This is a genomic window from Streptomyces sp. NPDC058637, assembly GCF_042717325.1.
Classification (GTDB): domain Bacteria; phylum Actinomycetota; class Actinomycetes; order Streptomycetales; family Streptomycetaceae; genus Streptomyces.
Window position 1 is genome coordinate 65156 of the sequence record NZ_JBHXRD010000022.1, and the last position, 16897, is coordinate 82052.

A 16897-nucleotide genomic window follows, 5' to 3' on the forward strand; every position below is an offset into this window, starting at 1 on the left:
TAGATCTAAGTGGACCTGAGAGGATCGCCGAGCCGACACTGCGGACATGACAGTCACCCCGGCCCGGCCCTTCGGCCGCACCCTCTGCGCCATGATCACACCGTTCACCCCCGCCGGTGGCCTGGACCTGGACACCGCCCGCGCGCACGCCGCCGGTCTGGTCGCGGACGGCTGCGACGGGCTCGTGCTGAGCGGCACCACGGGCGAGTCCCCGACCACCACCGACGAGGAGAAGACCGCACTGCTGCGGGCGGTCCGCGAGGCGGTCGGCGACGGCGTCCCGCTCCTCGCGGGGGTGGGCAGCGCCGACACCCGGCACACCGTCCGGCTGGCCCAGGAGGCCGAGGCGGCGGGGGCCGACGGCCTGCTGGTGGTGACGCCGTACTACAGCCGGCCCCCGCAGGCGGCGGTGGAGGCGCACTTCGTCCGGGTCGCGGAGGCCACCGGCATCCCCCTCATGCTGTACGACATCCCGGGCCGCACCGGCACCCGGATCGAGACCGGCACCCTCCTGCGACTGGCGGAGCACCCGCGCATCGCGGCGGTCAAGGACTGCTCGTACGACCTGCTCGGGGCGACGAAGGTGCTGGCGCTGACCTCGCTGGCCTTCTACTCGGGCTGTGAGGAGCTGAACCTCCCGCTGTACGCGGTCGGCGGCGCCGGCTACGTCAGCACGGTCGCGAATGTGGTCCCGCGCCGGATGCGGGCCGTCCTGGACGCCTTCGACGCCGGTGACGCGGCGGAGGCGGCCCGCCTGAACGGGCTCGTCGTCCACCTGGTCGAGGCCATGATGTCCTCCGGCCTGCCCGGTACGGTCACGGCGAAGGCGCTGCTGGACGCGGGCCCGGTCCGCGAACCGCTGCAGCCCGCCGGCCGCGAGGCGACCGACGGGCTGCGCAGGGTGTACGAGGAACTCCTCGCCGCTACCGACTAGTTGTGGCTGTGCAGCACGTCGTTGAGTCCGCCCCACACCGCGTTGTTCGGGCGGGCCTCGACGGCACCGGAGACCGAGTTGCGGCGGAAGAGGATGTTCGAGGCGCCGGACAGCTCGCGGGCCTTGACGACCTGGCCGTCCGGCAGCGTGACGCGCGTGCCGGCCGTGACGTACAGCCCGGCCTCGACGACGCACTCGTCGCCGAGCGCGATCCCGACACCGGCCTCGGCGCCGACCAGGCAGCGCTGTCCGATGACGATGCGCTCCTTGCCGCCGCCGGACAGCGTGCCCATGGTGGACGCGCCGCCGCCGATGTCGGAACCGTCACCGACCACGACACCCGCGGAGATGCGGCCCTCGACCATGGAGGTGCCGAGCGTGCCCGCGTTGAAGTTGACGAAGCCCTCGTGCATCACGGTCGTACCGGAGGCGAGGTGCGCCCCGAGCCGTACGCGGTCGGCGTCGGCGATCCGTACGCCCTTGGGTGCGACGTAGTCCGTCATCCGGGGGAACTTGTCCACCGAGGTGACCTGGAGGTGCAGGCCCTCGGCGCGCGCGTTGAGACGGACCTTCTCCAGGTCGTCGACGGCCACCGGTCCGAGCGAGGTCCAGGCGACGTTGGCGAGGAAGCCGAAGATGCCGTCGAGGTTCTGTCCGTGGGGCTGGACGAGCCGGTGCGAGAGCAGGTGCAGCCGCAGGTAGGTGTCGTGCGCGTCGAGGGGCTTGTCGTCGAGCGAGGAGATGACCGTGGCGACGGCGACGACCTCCACCCCGCGGCGGGCGTCCACGCCGATGGCCCTGGCCGCGCCCTCACCGAGGCGGTTCACCGCCTCGTCGGCGCCGAGCCGCTGCGTCCCGGCCGGTCCGGGGTCGGCGACGAGCTCGGGAGCGGGGAACCAGGTGTCGAGGACGGTGCCGTCACCGGCGATGGTGGCGAGGCCGGCGGCGACGGCGCCGGTGGTGCGGGCGGAACCCTGGGAAGTCGTGTCGGTCATGCACGAAACCTAACCGTCCGGGCCCCGCGCGGGCGAACCGGTCTCGCCGTCCGGTCACCGCGCCTCCGGCCCCGGGCGCCCCGCCTCCCGCGCCGGCCCGACGGGTGCACGCGGCCGCCGGGACCCCACCGCCCGCAGGTCACCCGGGGCCGGCGCCGTCCACGATCCGCCCGAGCATCTCCCGGGTGTACGCCGCGTCGAAGTCGCCTCCCGTGAGCAGCACCTGGAGGCTGATGCCGTCGAACAGGGCGACGAGGGCCCGTGCGGTCGCCGGGTCGGTGCGGCGGGCGATCAGCTCGCCCAGGAAGTCGGTCCACTCCGCGGCGACGGGCCGCAGGGCGGGGCGCCGGAGCGCGGCCAGATACAGCTCGTACTCCAGCTCGATCGGCCCCCGCGCGCCCGCGAACCAGTCCCCCATCAGCCTGGTCAGCTCGTCGGCCAGACCGGCCGCCGGGTCGGCGAGGTATCCGCCCTCCCGCATGGTCCGCGCGAAGTCGTCGTTGCACCGGCGCAGGGCGGCGACGAGCAGTTCGTCGAGCGAGGCGAAGTGGTACGTCGTCGAGCCGAGAGGCACGTCGGCCTCCGCGGCCACCACGCGGTGACTGAGTCCGGCGATGCCCCGGTCCCCGGCGACGCGGATGGCCGCCTGGAGGATCCGCTCGCGCCGCTCGGGGTCGTACCGGCGCACCATCAGTGGGCTCCGCCGAGATTGAGCACCACGACCCCCGCGATGATCAGAGCGACACCGGCCAGTTTGGCCGGGCCTGCGGACTCCCCCATCCAGATGATCCCGATGGCGGCGACGGCCGCGGTGCCCGCGCCCGCCCAGATGGCATAGGCGGTGCCGACGGAGAGCGTCTTGAGTGTCTGTGCGAGCAGCACGAACGCCAGCACATAGCCCACCACCGTGCCGAGGGACGGCCACAACCGGGTGAAGCCCTCGCTGTACTTCATGGCCGTCGTCCCGGCCACCTCCGCCGCTATGGCCGCGGCAAGCAGTCCGTATCCCATGCGGGGAAGTGTACCCATCGTTGCGTACACCCGTACACAACGATGGGTGCGCCCGCCCGGATTCGCCTCCACCAGGGGGCGCTACGGTGTCCCGACCGGTCACACCGGATGATGAACGCACAACAACATGACGGAGCAGCAGTGGCGCAGGACGCAGGGTGGGGCGGCGGCGCGTACGGGGGCGCGCCGTACGGCGGGGTTCCGTACGGAGGGCCTCCCGGGCCGCCGGGATGGGGCGGCTGGGTGCCGCCGCCGAAGCCAGGGGTGATACCGCTCGCGCCCCTGAAACTCGGGGACGTGCTCAACGGCGCGTTCTCGACGATGGGCAAGTACTGGAAGCAGCTGTTCGGCATGGGGGCGGCCCTGTACGGCGGTGCCGCGCTGCTTATGGCCGCGGCGGTCGCCGTCGCCTACTCCGCGGTCGGCGACCACCTGGACCGGGTGATCTCGCTCCGCTACGAGGAGGAGGCCGCCTCGACGGACGTCGTCCCGCTCGTGACCGCGGTGTCCGTCCTCGCGCTGCTCGCGATCGTCTCGATGACCATCGTCTCCGGGCTGATGTACGCGGCCGTCCCCGCGGTGCTGCAGGAGGCGGTACTGGGCCGGGCCGTCGCCTTCTCCACGGTGTGGCGGCGGGCCTGGGCCCATGTCGGCCGGGTGATCGGCACGCTGATCCTCACGGCCCTTGTCGCCGTCGTGCCCGTGCTCCTCGTCATGGTCGCCTTCGTCGGGGTGGTCATCGCCCTGATCACCCTGGACAGCGATGCGGGCGGCGGCGGCGCGGCCATGACGGTCGGCGTCCTGGGCGCGCTGCTGACCGGCCCGGTGGCCGTCTGGCTCTGGGTCAAACTCTGCCTGGCACCCGCGGTCGTGGTCTTCGAAGGACAGGGGCCCGTGGCCGCGCTGCGCCGGTCGTCCCAGCTGGTGCGCGGCGACTGGTGGCGGATCTTCGGCATCACCCTGCTCGTCTACGTGATGGCCGCGTCGGCCGGCTACGTCATCCAGCTGCCGTTCTCCGTCCTCGGCCTGTTCCCGAGCATGGTCGGCACCTCGTCGCTGGGCAGCGACCCTAGCCCCACGGCGATCGTGGTGGCGATGAGCGGCTACCTCGTCGCGACGATGCTGGGCCAGATGGTCAGCCAGATCATCTCGACGACGTTCCCGCAGCTGGTCACCGGCCTGCTGTACGTCGACCGCCGGATGCGGACGGAGGACCTGGGCCCGGTCCTGGCCGAGGCGGCCGCCGTACCGCCGCAGGAATGGGGCCCGCCGGAGGACGGAGCGCACCGGTGACCGCACCGGACGCCGCGGCCGGGGCGGACGCCGCAGCCGGGGGGGGGAGCGGGACACGAGCGGCCGGGAACCGACGGTGAGACGGGTCTTCGACCGCCGGGTCGTCCCCGTCCTGCCGACGGCGCGGCTCGCCCACGTGGCCCTAATCAGGCTGCCGGTGACGGCGGGTCGTGGGCATCGACGACGAGGTAGGAGAAGCGAACGGCCATGCACGCCAGTCCGCCTGGCATGCATGGCCGTTCGTCGTTCCGAAACGGGCGAGGACGGATCAGACGTTGAAGCCCAGCGCGCGAAGCTGCTCACGGCCGTCGTCGGTGATCTTGTCCGGGCCCCACGGCGGCATCCAGACCCAGTTGATCCGCAGCTCGTTGACGATGCCGTCCGTCGCGGACTTCGCCTGGTCCTCGATGACATCGGTCAGCGGACAGGCCGCGGACGTCAGGGTCATGTCGAGCGTGGCGATGTTGGCGTCGTCGACGTGGATGCCGTAGATCAGGCCCAGGTTGACGACGTCGATGCCCAGCTCGGGGTCGACCACGTCGTACAGCGCCTCGCGGACCTCCTCCTCGGAGGCCGGCTTGGTGGTGAGAGTCTCGTTGTCGCTCATGCCGTCTTCCCTTCGGACAGCGCCTGCGCCGTCGCATCCTTCCACGCCATCCAGCTGAGCAGCGCGCACTTGACCCGGGCCGGGTACTTGGAGACGCCGGCGAACGCGACCGCGTCCTCCAGCACCTCCTCCATCGTGTCGTCCGGCTCCAGCTGACCCTTGGACTGCATCAGTTGCAGGAAGGTCTCCTGGATCTTCCGCGCCTCGCCGAGCTGCTTGCCGACCAGCAGCTCGTTGAGCACGGAGGCACTGGCCTGGCTGATGGAGCAGCCCTGGCCCTCGTAACTGACGTCGGCGATGGTCTCACCGTCGTACTTCACGCGGAGCGTGATCTCGTCGCCGCACGTCGGGTTGACGTGGTGCACCTCGGCGTCGCCGTCCCGCAGGCCGCGCCCGTGGGGGTGCTTGTAGTGGTCCAGGATCACTTCCTGGTACATGGAGTCAAGCTTCACCAGTCAACCCTCGCCCTTAACCGAAAAAGTTCCGCACATGCTCCAGGCCGTCCACCAGGGCGTCGACCTCGGCGGGCGTGGAGTACAGATAGAACGACGCTCGCGTCGTCGCAGGAATTCCGTACCTCAGGCACACCGGGCGTGCGCAGTGGTGTCCGACCCGGACCGCGATGCCCTGCTCGTCGAGCACCTGGCCCACGTCGTGCGGGTGGATGTCGCCGAGCGTGAACGAGATCGTCGCGCCCCGGTCCTCGGCCGTCGCCGGGCCGATGATCCGGAGGTCCGGAACCTCCAGGAGCCGGCGCACCGCGTATTCGGTGATCGCCTGCTCGTGACGGTGGATGTTCTCCATGCCGATGGCCGAGAGGTAGTCCACGGCCGCGCCGAGGCCGACGGCCTGGGCGATCGGGGGCGTACCGGCCTCGAACTTGTGCGGCGCGGGGGCGTACGTCGACGAGTGCATCGACACGGTCTCGATCATCTCGCCGCCACCGAGGAACGGCGGCAGGTCCTCCAGAAGCTCCTGCCGTCCCCAGAGCACGCCGATGCCGGTCGGGCCGACCATCTTGTGGCCGGTGAAGGCCACGAAGTCGGCCTGCAGCGCCTGCACGTCGAGCACCATGTGCGGGGCGGCCTGCGAGGCGTCGATGCAGACCAGCGCGCCGACCTGCTGGGCGCGGCGGATGATCTTCTCGACCGGGTTGATCGTGCCCATGATGTTGGAGACCAGCGTGAAGGAGACGATCTTCGTCTTCTCCGTGATGATCTCGTCGATGTTCGACAGGTCCAGCCGGCCGTCGTCCGTGATGCCGAACCACTTCAGCTTCGCGCCCGTGCGCTGCGAGAGCAGCTGCCACGGCACGATGTTGGAGTGGTGCTCCATCTCCGTGGTGACGATCTCGGTGTCGCTGTCGACCCGGTAGGGCTCGTCGGCCCAGCCGAGCATGTTGGCGACGAGGTTCAGCGACTCCGAGGCGTTCTTGGTGAAGATCACCTCGTTGCGGCTGGGTGCGTTGATGAAGGCCGCGACCTTGTCGCGAGCGCCTTCGTACAGCGCGGTTGCCTCCTCGGCGATCGTGTACACACCGCGGTGGACGTTGGCGTTGTGCCGCTCGTAGTACTGGTTGAGCGCGTCGAGGACCTGGCGCGGCTTCTGCGAGGTCGCCGCGCTGTCCAGGTAAACGATCTTCTTGCCGTCGTGGACCGTGCGGTCCAGGATCGGGAAGTCCTTGCGGATCGCCTCGGTGTCGAGGAGGCCGGAGAGCCCCTGTCGGGCGTCAGTCACGCGGAAGCGCCACCCTTCGTGTAGGCCTCGTAGCCCTCGTTCTCCAGCGTGTCCGCCAGCTCGGCACCACCGGAGGCGGCGATCCGGCCGTTGGCGAAGACATGCACGTAGTCGGGCTTGATGTACTTCAGGATGCGGGTGTAGTGCGTGATCAGCAAGGTGCCGACCTCACCGGTCGCGCGCACCCGGTTGACGCCCTCGGAGACGGTCTTCAGCGCGTCGACGTCCAGGCCGGAGTCGGTCTCGTCGAGGATCGCGATCTTCGGCTTGAGGAGCTCCAGCTGGAGGATCTCGTGGCGCTTCTTCTCACCACCGGAGAAGCCCTCGTTGACGTTGCGCTCGGCGAAGGCGGGGTCCATCTGGAGCCCGGCCATCGTCTCCTTGACCTCCTTGACCCACGTACGCAGCTTGGGTGCCTCGCCGCGGACGGCGGTGGCGGAGGTGCGCAGGAAGTTGGAGACCGAGACACCGGGGATCTCGACCGGGTACTGCATGGCGAGGAACAGGCCCGCGCGGGCGCGCTCGTCGACGGACATCTCCAGGACGTCCTCGCCGTCCAGGGTCACCGTGCCACTCGTGATCGTGTACTTGGGGTGACCCGCGAGCGAGTACGCGAGGGTGGACTTGCCGGACCCGTTCGGGCCCATGATGGCGTGGGTCTCGCCCTGCTTCACGGTCAGGTCGACGCCCTTGAGGATCTCCTTCGTGGCGTTGTCGGCCTCGACGGAGACGTGCAGGTCGCGGATTTCAAGCGTTGCCATGGGTGACTCAGGACTCCTGGGTGACGGAGACGAGCACATCGTCCCCTTCGATCTTTACGGGGTATACGGGGACGGGGCGCGTCGCGGGAAGACCGGACGGCTTGCCGGTGCGGAGGTCGAAGCTCGATCCGTGCAGCCAGCACTCGATCGAGCAGTCCTCCACCTCGCCCTCCGACAGCGAGACGTTCGCGTGCGAGCAGATGTCGTTGATCGCGAACACCTCGCCCTCGGTGCGGACGACGGATACCGGCGTGCCGTCGAGCTCCACCCGCTTCGGGGTGTCGTCCTCCAGCTCGCTCAGCGCACAGGCTTTGACGAAGGCCATCAGACCGACGCCTTCAGCTCGGTCTCGATCCTGTCGAGGAGACGGGCTTCGACGTCCGGCAGACCGATCTGCTGGACCAGCTCGGCGAAGAAGCCGCGCACGACGAGCCTGCGGGCCTCCTCGGCCGGGATACCGCGGGACTGCAGGTAGAACAGCTGCTCGTCGTCGAAGCGGCCGGTCGCCGAGGCGTGGCCTGCGCCGACGATCTCGCCGGTCTCGATCTCCAGGTTCGGTACGGAGTCGACCCGGGCACCGTCGGTGAGAACCAGGTTGCGGTTCATCTCGTAGGTGTCGGTGCCCTCGGCGGCGGCCTGGATCAGGACGTCACCGATCCAGACGGCGTGTGCGCCGTCGCCCTGCAGCGCGCCCTTGTAGGCCACGTTGGACTTGCAGTGCGGGGCGTTGTGGTCGACCAGGAGGCGGTGCTCCTGGTGCTGGCCCTCGTCGGTGAAGTACAGACCGAAGAGCTCCGCCTCGCCGCCGGTGGCCGCGTAGGCGACCCGCGGGTGGAGGCGGACGACGTCGCCGCCGAAGGTGACGACGATGGACTTGAAGGAGGCGTCCCGGCCGATCAGCGCGTTGTGCTGACCGACGTGGACGGCCTTCTCGTCCCAGTCCTGGACGGAGACGACGGTGAGCTTCGCACCGTCGCCCAGGACGTAGTCGACGTTGGCGGCGAGCACCGCGTCACCGGTGTGGTCGATGACGACGACGGCCTCGGCGAAGGCGCCCAGCTCGATGACCTGGTGGCCGTAGGCCACCCCGCCCTCGCCGTGCACCGCGATCCGGACGGGCTCGGTGAGCACGGCCTCCTTCGCGACCGTGACGACCGAGGCCTGCTCGAAGGACGAGTACGCCTGGGCGGCGACCCGGTCCACCGGTGTGCCGGCCTTGCCGAGCCGCGCGTCGTCGCGGCCGACGGTCTCGACCGTGACGCCCGCGGGCGCCTCGATCACGACCTTGACCCCGCCGCCGGTCGCGACGGCGGTGCCGTCGTGCAGCCCGCGCAGGCGCTCCAGCGGGGTGAACCGCCACTCCTCCTCGCGGCCGTGCGGGACCGGGAAGTCCGCGACGTCGAAGGACGGGGGCGCGCTCATGCGCGTGGCGACGGTGGACTCGGCCGCCACCGCGATGGACCCGGCGGTGGTGGAGCCCGCCGGAATGTTCTGAGCCTCAGCCATGGCTGTCGTAGTGCTCGCTTTCTCAGTCAAGAACTCTTCGGGACGCGGTCGGCGGACGTACTAGCCGACCGAGCCCTCCATCTGCAGCTCGATCAGCCGGTTGAGCTCCAGGGCGTACTCCATGGGCAGCTCCTTGGCGATCGGCTCGACGAAGCCGCGCACGATCATCGCCATGGCCTCGAACTCGGTGAGTCCGCGGCTCATGAGGTAGAAGAGCTGGTCCTCGGAGACCTTGGAGACCGTCGCCTCGTGACCCATCGACACGTCGTCCTCGCGGACGTCGACGTACGGGTAGGTGTCGGAGCGCGAGATGGTGTCGACGAGCAGCGCGTCGCACAGCACGTTCGACTTGGCGCCCGGGGCACCCTCGCCGATCTCGATCAGACCGCGGTAGGAGGTGCGGCCGCCGCCTCGTGCCACCGACTTGGAGACGATGTTGGACGAGGTGTTCGGTGCCATGTGGACCATCTTGGCGCCGGCGTCCTGGTGCTGGCCCTCGCCCGCGAAGGCGATGGACAGGGTCTCGCCCTTGGCGTGCTCGCCCATCAGGTACACGGCGGGGTACTTCATGGTGACCTTGGAGCCGATGTTGCCGTCGACCCACTCCATGGTCGCGCCCTCGTACGCCACGGCGCGCTTGGTGACGAGGTTGTACACGTTGTTCGACCAGTTCTGGATCGTCGTGTAGCGGCAGCGCGCGCCCTTCTTCACGATGATCTCGACGACCGCGGAGTGCAGGGAGTCCGAGGAGTAGATCGGAGCGGTGCAGCCCTCGACGTAGTGGACGTAGGCGTCCTCGTCGACGATGATCAGCGTCCGCTCGAACTGGCCCATGTTCTCCGTGTTGATACGGAAGTAGGCCTGGAGCGGGATCTCCACGTGCACGCCCTTCGGCACGTAGATGAAGGAGCCGCCGGACCACACGGCCGAGTTCAGCGAGGCGAACTTGTTGTCACCGACGGGGATGATGGTGCCGAAGTACTCCTTGAAGAGCTCCGGGTGCTCCTTCAGCGCGGTGTCGGTGTCCATGAAGATGACACCCTGCGCCTCCAGCTCCTCGTTGATCTGGTGGTAGACGACCTCGGACTCGTACTGCGCGGCGACACCGGCGACGAGGCGCTGCTTCTCCGCCTCGGGGATGCCGAGCCTGTCGTACGTGTTCTTGATGTCCTCGGGCAGGTCCTCCCAGGACTCCGCCTGCTTCTCCGTGGACCGCACGAAGTACTTGATGTTGTCGAAGTCGATGCCCGACAGGTCCGAGCCCCAGTTCGGCATGGGCTTCTTGCCGAACAGCTTCAGGCCCTTGAGCCGGAGATTCAGCATCCACTCCGGCTCGTTCTTCTTCTCCGAGATGTCGCGGACGACAGCTTCGGACAGGCCGCGCTTCGCCGCCGCGCCTGCCGCGTCGGAGTCGGCCCAGCCGAATTCGTACGTGCCCAGGCCATCGAGCTCAGGGTGGGCAGTCTCCGTGGGGAGCGTCATGCGGGGTTCCTCCCGGCCGTACTTACAGATGCTGATGGGGTGGTCTGTGGTGCTGCGGGGCTGCTGCGCGGGACGAACGTCGTGCACACGCCGTCGCCGTGGGCGAGGGTGGCAAGACGCTGCACATGGGTCCCGAGCAGGCTGGAGAAGAATTCCGTCTCCGCCTCGCACAGCTGCGGGAACTGCTCGGCGACGTGCGCGACCGGGCAGTGGTGCTGGCACAGCTGCTCGCCCTGCTGGGGGGCCGGCGCGCTGCGCGCCGTAGCAGCGTACCCGTCGGCCGACAAGGCCTTGGCCAAGGCCTCGGCGCGCGCCTCGGGCTCCGCGGCGTCGACCGCGGCCCGGTACGTCTCCCACTGGGCGGCCATCCGGGAGCGGGCGAAGGCGACGAGCGCCTCGTCCCCGCCCGATTCGGCGATCCAGCGGAGGGCGTCGGCGGCGAGCTTGTCGTAGGACTGGTCGAAGGCGTCCCGGCCGCAGTCGGTCAGGGCGAACACCTTGGCCGGCCGGCCACGGGTCCGTGCCCCGTACACCCGCTGTTCGCGGGCCTCGACGACGTCGTCGGAGACGAGGGCGTCGAGGTGACGGCGAACGGCGGCCTGGGTGAGGCCGACGCGCTTCGCCAGGTCGGCGGCGGTGGACGGGCCGTGGTCCAGGATGGAGCGCGCGACCCGGTTGCGCGTCGAACGCTCACCGGTCGCGAGTTCCTCCTGCGGAGCCTCGCCAACGTATTTCACAACGCCATTGTTGCGTAATTCCTTCGGGCCTGACAACCCACCCCGGAACCGGGCGCGGTGCGCTTCATCACTTAGGCACACCTAAGTTGACCTGCGGAAATGATGATCTCGGGCAAGCCTTCGCAGGTGAGAGGTCCAGACCACGGGCAGCGGCCGGGCCTGCGAGGACGCGGGACCGGCCCCCGGCGGAAGAAGGTCCGCAGGGGGCCGGCCGAGTGACCGCGGGCCCGTCAGCCCGCCGCGAGGTCGGACCGCTCGGTCACTCTGATCGAGTTGACCAGCGTCCTGCCCTCGTTGGCCACGAACCGGAGGTTCAGCTGGCCGTCGGTGACCGAGACGGTGAACGCACGGTCGTGCGCGGTGTACCGTCCGGCCTCCAGCGCCAGGTCGAGGTTGGGCACCACCTGCGCCCCCTCGGCCATCACATCGAACACCCGGTCGGTCGGGTCGTTGGAGGCGAGCTCTGCGAAGCCCAGCTCGATCCGGTACGTGCCCGGGGGCAGCCCGTCGAAGCGGTACTCGTACATGCCCTGCCGCGCCGTCGAGTAGCGTGCCGGGTCGTCGGTCGCCGAGACGGTCCTCGACGTGGTGACCCGCGAGGTGCTCCCGAGGTACCCGTAGGCACCCGCGGTGTAGGCCGGGTCGACCGTCCAGGTGTCACCCAGCGTGTCGACGGCCGGTTTCCTGGCGCCGGTGTCCAGCGCCGTCTGGTACGCCGGGACGACGACGCTCACCGGGATCTCGACCACCGGCGCACGGCCGCTGCCGCTGGTGAGCACCAGGGTCGCGGTGAGAACCGTGCCGGGCGTGGCGCCGCTCGTGTCGACGGCGAGCGGAACGGATGCCTCCGCACCCCGGGCGAGTGTGCCCTCGGCCAAGGACAGCCCGAGCCAGCCCGCGTCCTGCTTCTCGGTCACGGCGTAGGCCGACTCGGTGCCGGCGTTCGCAAGGTCCAGCGTCCGGGTGCGGGACTGCCCGGCCGGAACGACCAGTTTCACGGCGTCCTGCGCGGATCGCACCAGCGGTGTGCCGAGCGCCGTCGTGGTGTACGCGACGTCGCCCGCCTTGGCGTCGACCGGTGCGGAGGCGGTCGCGTAGCGGTCGGCCGAGACCTCCACGGTGTACTCCCCCGCGGCCGGCTGGAGCGCGTACGTGCCGTTGCCCGTGGTGGTCACGCTCTCCCCGGCGACGGTGACGGTGGCACCGGCCAGCGGCTCGTTGTCGTTGGCGTCGACGACCTTGCCTGCCACGACGCCGCGGGCCTTGGCGCCGAAGGACAGGGTGGTGCCGTCCGTGATGACCGGGGCGTTGAACGAGTAGAGGAGCGCGTCCGTGCCCGTGGCGTTCTCCAGGCCCACCGTCGCGGTGGCGCCGTTGCCCGGCACGCTCTTGTAGTGGTACGAGATCGAGCCGTCCTCGCCGATCACGGCGGAGAACGTGGCGCGCGTGCCGCCGGTCACGACCAGGGCGTCCCGCCACTCGACGACGGCCCTGCGGTGCGGCGCGGTGCCGGTGACCGCCCAGTACACGCCTCCGGAGGCGTCGACCGTCATGTTGTCCCACAGCGGGTAGAGCGCCCCGTTGGGGGTCCCGGTGCTGGGCAGCGTGGCGTTGGTACTGCTGGTGGACGAGGTGCCGAACGCCAGCACACCCTCCAGGGTCGCGGTCGCCGTCGTGTAGCCCTTGCCGTACAGCGCGAAGGTGAACGGCAGGCTGAAGGAGGCCGCACCCGAGGTGGTGGAGGTGTAGGTCAGCTTCTCGGTGCCGGCCGGGAAGTCGGCGGCGCTCTCGGTGCTGCAGGAGTAGCCGAAGGTGTCGGTCCGGTCGTCCAGGGCGATGTCCCGGTCGAGGTCGGCGGCGATGTCGACCGTGAGCGAGGTCGCGGTGGCACAGGCGCCCGCCGGGGTGACCGTCAGGGTGTACGAGCCCTGCGGGAGCGTGAGGCTGTACGAGCCGTCGGCCCCGGCCGTCGTGGTGACCGGGGTCCCCTGCGCCTCGACGACGGCGCCCGCCTCGGCGCCCGCGGAGCTGGTGACCTTGCCCGACAGGGTGGCCGCGGGCGCCGGGGCCAGCGGGAAGTCCTTGACCGCCGCACCGTTCTCGACGACGGTCACCGCACCCTTCGCCGGGACGTACCCGAACTTGGTGACGGAGACCTCGTAGTCGCCGACCATCAGCTTGGGCAGGGAGTAGGCGCCGTCCGCCGCGGTCGTCGCGGTCGCGCGCATCGGCCCCTCGAAGGTGACGACGGCGTCGGCGACGGCCGCGCCGCCGGAGGTGACGCTGCCGCTGACTGCTCCGAGCGCTCCGCGCGGGGTGGCGTCGACCGCCTCGAAGGCGTCGAGCCGGCCCTCGCCGAAGACGTTGTTGCGGGCGGGCGTGCCGCCGCACTGGTCGGCGGCGGTGTCGATGGCGGTGGAGTCGAGCAGCGCCTCGGTGGCCGTGACGTCACCGGCGATGGCGGGCGAGGCCGCCCACATCAGGGCGACGGTCGCCGCGGTGTGCGGGGAGGCCATCGACGTACCGGAGATCGTGTTGTAGCCGCCGCCCGTCCAGGAGGAGCGGACGTTGACTCCCGGCGCCGCGAGGTCGGGTTTGATCTCGGCGTTCTCGCCGGTTCCGCGGGCGGAGAAGGAGGCGATGGCGTTGTTGGTGTCGAAAGCGCCCGAGGAGTAGGAGTTGGTGTACGAGCCGGGGCTGCCCGAGGTGGTGCAGCCGGGGCCGTTGTTGCCGTTGGAGAAGGCCGGGAAGATGCCGGCGTCCCTCCAGGACTGGACGGTGTCCCGGTACCAGGCGTCGTAGACGTTGGCGCCCCAGGAGTTGTTCACCACGTCGGGTGCCAGCTCCGGGCGCGGGTTGGCGCCGGCGGAGTCGGTGGGGGCGACGACCCACTGGCCGGAGGCGAGCAGGGTGTCCCGTGCGCAGGAGCTGGTCGCGCAGCCCTTCGCGGCGATCCACCTGGCGCCCGGAGCGACGCCGATGCCGTCGGCGCCCACCATGGTGCCCATGGTGTGCGTGCCGTGGCCGTTGTTGTCGCACGGTGCGGCCGTGGCGCAGACCGAGGCCGGGTCGAACCAATTGTAGTCGTGGCTGTACGTGCCGTCGGCCTTGGTACCGCGGTAGGCGGCCTGGAGCGCCGGGTGGTCGAACTGGACGCCGGAGTCGATGTTGGCGACGACGACGCCCTCGCCCTTGACGCCCAAGCCGCTCCACACCTTGGGCGCGTTGATCCGGTCGATGTTCCACTCGACGGCGTCGACCTCGGGCTCGCCGGTGCCGGGCAGCGGGTCGGGAATCGTGACCGGGTCGTCGGCCTCGATGCCGGCCACGTCGGAACGGGCCGCGATCTTCTCGGCGAGTGCCTTGTCGCCGGTGATCTGCACGGTGTTGGCGATCCAGAACGACGTGTACCGCGCTCCGGCGTCCTTGGCCAGTCCGATGACCCCGGCCTGGGACTTCTTGGCGAACGCGGTCTTCGTTTCGAGAACGGCGCGGGCCTTGGCCGTCTTGCCCTTCGCCCTGTGAGCGGACGTGACATCCGCTTCCGCCTTCAGGCCGACCCAGAAGGTCACCTCGTCCTGCACGGCGAACTGCTTGAGCAGTCTGGCCTCGGACTTGGTCTGGTACGCGGACTGCGGCGCCGGCTCGGCCTCCCTGGCCTGGGCCGGGGATGCGCTGATCAGGAGCGGTATCGCGGTCGCCGCCGCGGTGAGGAGTGCGGCGGCGGACCGCCGTTCGAGACGCATGGAACGTCTGGTCACGAGCTCTCCTTCAGGAACAGGCGGGGATCGCCCGCCGTAGGGGATGAAGGAACAGGCGCGGGTGCCACTCACAACTGCCGCTGCCCTTGTACGCGTGGGGGGCGCAGCAACCGCATGAGCTCAGCAAGGAGCATGGGGGACGTGACGCAGGACACGGAAGGGGGCAGCGGGGAGCCTGGGGCGTCATTGGCCGAGCTTTGAGGTGTGCCGAGGTATCGCCCAGGGAAGTACGCACGGCTCCGGGAGGGGACTCCCGGCCCGGCCCGGCCCCACATTGGCCAGTTCCCGCTCCACGGGACCCAGGCCCCGGGGTCCTTCGGTCACTGCCTAGACTTACCGGCCATGAGCAGCGAGCCCGTCGTACAGGTCAAGGCCCTGGTAAAGCGCTACGGCACCAGGACCGCGGTGGACGGCCTCGATCTGGAGGTCCGGGCGGGCGCGGTGACCGCGGTCCTCGGCCCCAACGGCGCCGGCAAGACCACCACCGTCGAAATCTGCGAGGGCTACCGCAGGCCGGACGACGGGACCGTGCGGGTCCTCGGCCTCGACCCGGTCGCCGATGCGGCCGCGCTCCGTCCCCGCATCGGTGTGATGCTGCAGTCCGGCGGCGTCTACTCCGGTGCGCGCGCCGACGAGATGCTCAAGCACATGGCGAAACTGCACGCCCACCCGCTGGACGTCGGCATGCTCATCGAACGTCTCGGGCTCGGCAGCTGCGGCCGCACCACCTACCGCCGGCTCTCCGGTGGCCAGCAGCAGCGCCTCGCCCTGGCGATGGCCGTCGTCGGCCGGCCCGAGCTCGTCTTCCTGGACGAACCGACCGCCGGCCTCGACCCGCAGGCCCGCCGCTCCACCTGGGATCTGGTCCGGGAGCTGCGCACCGACGGCGTGTCCGTCGTCCTCACCACCCACTTCATGGACGAGGCCGAGGAGCTCGCCGACGACGTGGCCGTCATCGACGCGGGCCGGGTCATCGCCCAGGGCAGCCCCGAGCGGCTGCGCCGTGGCGGCGCCGAGAACACCCTGCGCTTCACCGGCCGTCCCGGGCTGGACCTCGCCTCGCTCCTGAAGGCGCTGCCCGAGGGCAGCGAGGCGGCCGAGCTCACCACCGGGGCGTACCGCATCACCGGGCGCATCGACCCGGAGCTGCTGGCCACCGTCACCTCCTGGTGCGCCCGGCACGGGGTGATGCCGGACGGCATCGCGGTGGAGCGGCACACCCTGGAGGACGTCTTCCTCGAACTGACCGGCAAGGAGCTGCGCGCATGAGCGCCGGTACGTACACCCCGCGCCCCGGCGCCGCCCCGCTGCCCCGCATGATCGCCGCGCAGGCCGCGCTGGAGACCCGCATGCTGCTGCGCAACGGCGAGCAGCTGCTGCTGACGGTCGTCATCCCGACGCTGCTGCTGGTGCTGTTCAGCGCGGTCGACATCATCGACACCGGCACGGGCGAGCCGGTCGACTTCCTGACGCCGGGCGTCCTGGCCCTCGCGGTGATGTCGACGGCCTTCACCGGCCAGGCCATCGCGACGGGCTTCGAGCGGCGCTACGGGGTGCTCAAGCGACTGGGCGCCTCGCCGCTTCCGCGCTGGGCGCTGATGGCGGCGAAGACCCTCGCGGTGCTGGTCACCGAGGTGCTGCAGGTCGCCCTGCTCACGGTGATCGCCTTCGCGCTGGGCTGGTCGCCGCAGGGCAGCCCGTTCGCGGTGCTGCTGCTCCTGGTGCTGGGCACCGTGGCCTTCTCCGGACTCGGGCTGCTGATGGCGGGGACCCTGAAGGCCGAGGCGACGCTCGCCGCGGCCAACCTGGTCTTCCTGCTGCTGCTGGTCGGCGGCGGGGTCATCGTGCCGCTGGACAGGTTCCCCGGCGCCGCGCAGTCGGTGCTGGGGCTGCTGCCGATCTCGGCCCTCTCGGACGGGCTGCGGGACGTCCTGCAGCACGGTGCCGGGATGCCGTGGGGCGATCTCGGCATCCTCGCGGTGTGGGCGGTGCTGGGGCTGGGCGCGGCGGCCCGGTTCTTCCGCTGGGAGTGAGCGTGCGGTGACATACCGCTGATGTCCGGAGCCATCCGGG

The 16897-nt window shown here is 70.5% G+C and carries 16 protein-coding genes; 4 read left to right on the forward strand and 12 right to left on the reverse strand.

What is annotated here, in order from left to right:
* Positions 1-46 precede the first annotated feature (46 nt).
* Positions 47-934, forward strand: coding sequence for a 4-hydroxy-tetrahydrodipicolinate synthase (gene dapA / locus ACFWVP_RS22560; RefSeq protein ID WP_384499136.1), 888 nt, complete (start codon positions 47-49; stop codon positions 932-934).
* Here dapA and dapD read toward each other — a convergent pair.
* From dapD to ACFWVP_RS22575, 3 genes are all read right to left on the reverse strand, one after another.
* The gene (gene dapD, locus ACFWVP_RS22565) at positions 931-1929 is read right to left on the reverse strand and encodes a 2,3,4,5-tetrahydropyridine-2,6-dicarboxylate N-succinyltransferase (protein WP_384499138.1); all 999 of its coding nucleotides are present in this window, start codon (positions 1927-1929) and stop codon (positions 931-933) included. The two genes, dapA and dapD, sit on opposite strands and share 4 nt — an antisense overlap.
* A 139-nt stretch (positions 1930-2068) precedes the next feature.
* Positions 2069-2620, reverse strand: a complete 552-nt coding sequence (locus tag ACFWVP_RS22570) for a TetR/AcrR family transcriptional regulator (RefSeq protein ID WP_384499139.1) — start codon at positions 2618-2620, stop codon at positions 2069-2071.
* Positions 2620-2940: a DMT family transporter gene (locus tag ACFWVP_RS22575; protein WP_384499141.1), complete on the reverse strand. Its 321-nt coding sequence runs from the start codon at positions 2938-2940 to the stop codon at positions 2620-2622. Before ACFWVP_RS22575 ends, ACFWVP_RS22570 begins: the two co-directional genes overlap by 1 nt.
* 141 nt (positions 2941-3081) lie before the next feature.
* Between ACFWVP_RS22575 and ACFWVP_RS22580 the strand changes: the two genes are divergently transcribed.
* A complete protein-coding gene (locus ACFWVP_RS22580) occupies positions 3082-4233 on the forward strand; it encodes a hypothetical protein (protein ID WP_384499143.1) in 1152 nt (383 codons plus the stop codon).
* A 268-nt stretch (positions 4234-4501) separates the two neighbouring features.
* Here the strand turns inward: ACFWVP_RS22580 and ACFWVP_RS22585 are convergent, their stop codons facing one another.
* From ACFWVP_RS22585 to ACFWVP_RS22625, 9 genes are all read right to left on the reverse strand, one after another.
* On the reverse strand, positions 4502-4840 hold the full coding sequence (locus ACFWVP_RS22585; RefSeq protein WP_056783575.1) for a metal-sulfur cluster assembly factor: 339 nt from the start codon (positions 4838-4840) through the stop codon (positions 4502-4504).
* On the reverse strand, positions 4837-5292 hold the full coding sequence (sufU, locus tag ACFWVP_RS22590; protein ID WP_384499145.1) for a Fe-S cluster assembly sulfur transfer protein SufU: 456 nt from the start codon (positions 5290-5292) through the stop codon (positions 4837-4839). Before sufU ends, ACFWVP_RS22585 begins: the two co-directional genes overlap by 4 nt.
* Positions 5293-5308: 16 nt before the next feature.
* Positions 5309-6577: a cysteine desulfurase gene (locus tag ACFWVP_RS22595; RefSeq protein ID WP_384499147.1), complete on the reverse strand. Its 1269-nt coding sequence runs from the start codon at positions 6575-6577 to the stop codon at positions 5309-5311.
* Positions 6574-7338 (reverse strand): Fe-S cluster assembly ATPase SufC, encoded by a 765-nt coding sequence (gene sufC, locus ACFWVP_RS22600; protein ID WP_384499149.1) that lies wholly within the window; start codon positions 7336-7338, stop codon positions 6574-6576. Before sufC ends, ACFWVP_RS22595 begins: the two co-directional genes overlap by 4 nt.
* A 7-nt stretch (positions 7339-7345) precedes the next feature.
* Positions 7346-7663, reverse strand: coding sequence for a bifunctional 3-phenylpropionate/cinnamic acid dioxygenase ferredoxin subunit (locus tag ACFWVP_RS22605; protein WP_018555702.1), 318 nt, complete (start codon positions 7661-7663; stop codon positions 7346-7348).
* Entirely contained in the window at positions 7663-8844 is a 1182-nt protein-coding gene (gene sufD / locus ACFWVP_RS22610) for a Fe-S cluster assembly protein SufD (RefSeq protein WP_384499151.1), read from the reverse strand. The genes ACFWVP_RS22605 and sufD overlap by 1 nt, the downstream gene beginning before the upstream one ends.
* A 60-nt stretch (positions 8845-8904) precedes the next feature.
* Entirely contained in the window at positions 8905-10326 is a 1422-nt protein-coding gene (sufB, locus tag ACFWVP_RS22615) for a Fe-S cluster assembly protein SufB (protein ID WP_384499152.1), read from the reverse strand.
* Entirely contained in the window at positions 10323-11063 is a 741-nt protein-coding gene (locus ACFWVP_RS22620; RefSeq protein WP_384499154.1) for a helix-turn-helix transcriptional regulator, read from the reverse strand. Before ACFWVP_RS22620 ends, sufB begins: the two co-directional genes overlap by 4 nt.
* Positions 11064-11293: 230 nt before the next feature.
* Positions 11294-14824, reverse strand: a complete 3531-nt coding sequence (locus ACFWVP_RS22625) for a S8 family serine peptidase (protein WP_384499156.1) — start codon at positions 14822-14824, stop codon at positions 11294-11296.
* 342 nt (positions 14825-15166) lie between these two features.
* Here ACFWVP_RS22625 and ACFWVP_RS22630 point away from each other — a divergent pair, with 342 nt between their 5' ends.
* The gene (locus ACFWVP_RS22630; protein WP_384499158.1) at positions 15167-16093 is read left to right on the forward strand and encodes an ABC transporter ATP-binding protein; all 927 of its coding nucleotides are present in this window, start codon (positions 15167-15169) and stop codon (positions 16091-16093) included.
* Entirely contained in the window at positions 16090-16857 is a 768-nt protein-coding gene (locus tag ACFWVP_RS22635; protein WP_384499160.1) for an ABC transporter permease, read from the forward strand. The genes ACFWVP_RS22630 and ACFWVP_RS22635 overlap by 4 nt, the downstream gene beginning before the upstream one ends.
* The last annotated feature ends 40 nt before the right edge of the window (positions 16858-16897 follow it).

Coding starts and splice junctions, on each gene's coding strand:
- sufC (WP_384499149.1), bottom strand. CDS start 7,338: ATGGCAACGCTTGAAATCCGCGACCTGCACGTCTCCGTCGAGGCCGAC.
- ACFWVP_RS22585 (WP_056783575.1), bottom strand. CDS start 4,840: ATGAGCGACAACGAGACTCTCACCACCAAGCCGGCCTCCGAGGAGGAG.
- ACFWVP_RS22635 (WP_384499160.1), top strand. CDS start 16,090: ATGAGCGCCGGTACGTACACCCCGCGCCCCGGCGCCGCCCCGCTGCCC.
- sufB (WP_384499152.1), bottom strand. CDS start 10,326: ATGACGCTCCCCACGGAGACTGCCCACCCTGAGCTCGATGGCCTGGGC.
- ACFWVP_RS22630 (WP_384499158.1), top strand. CDS start 15,167: ATGAGCAGCGAGCCCGTCGTACAGGTCAAGGCCCTGGTAAAGCGCTAC.
- ACFWVP_RS22575 (WP_384499141.1), bottom strand. CDS start 2,940: ATGGGATACGGACTGCTTGCCGCGGCCATAGCGGCGGAGGTGGCCGGG.
- sufD (WP_384499151.1), bottom strand. CDS start 8,844: ATGGCTGAGGCTCAGAACATTCCGGCGGGCTCCACCACCGCCGGGTCC.
- dapA (WP_384499136.1), top strand. CDS start 47: ATGACAGTCACCCCGGCCCGGCCCTTCGGCCGCACCCTCTGCGCCATG.
- ACFWVP_RS22605 (WP_018555702.1), bottom strand. CDS start 7,663: ATGGCCTTCGTCAAAGCCTGTGCGCTGAGCGAGCTGGAGGACGACACC.
- dapD (WP_384499138.1), bottom strand. CDS start 1,929: ATGACCGACACGACTTCCCAGGGTTCCGCCCGCACCACCGGCGCCGTC.
- ACFWVP_RS22570 (WP_384499139.1), bottom strand. CDS start 2,620: ATGGTGCGCCGGTACGACCCCGAGCGGCGCGAGCGGATCCTCCAGGCG.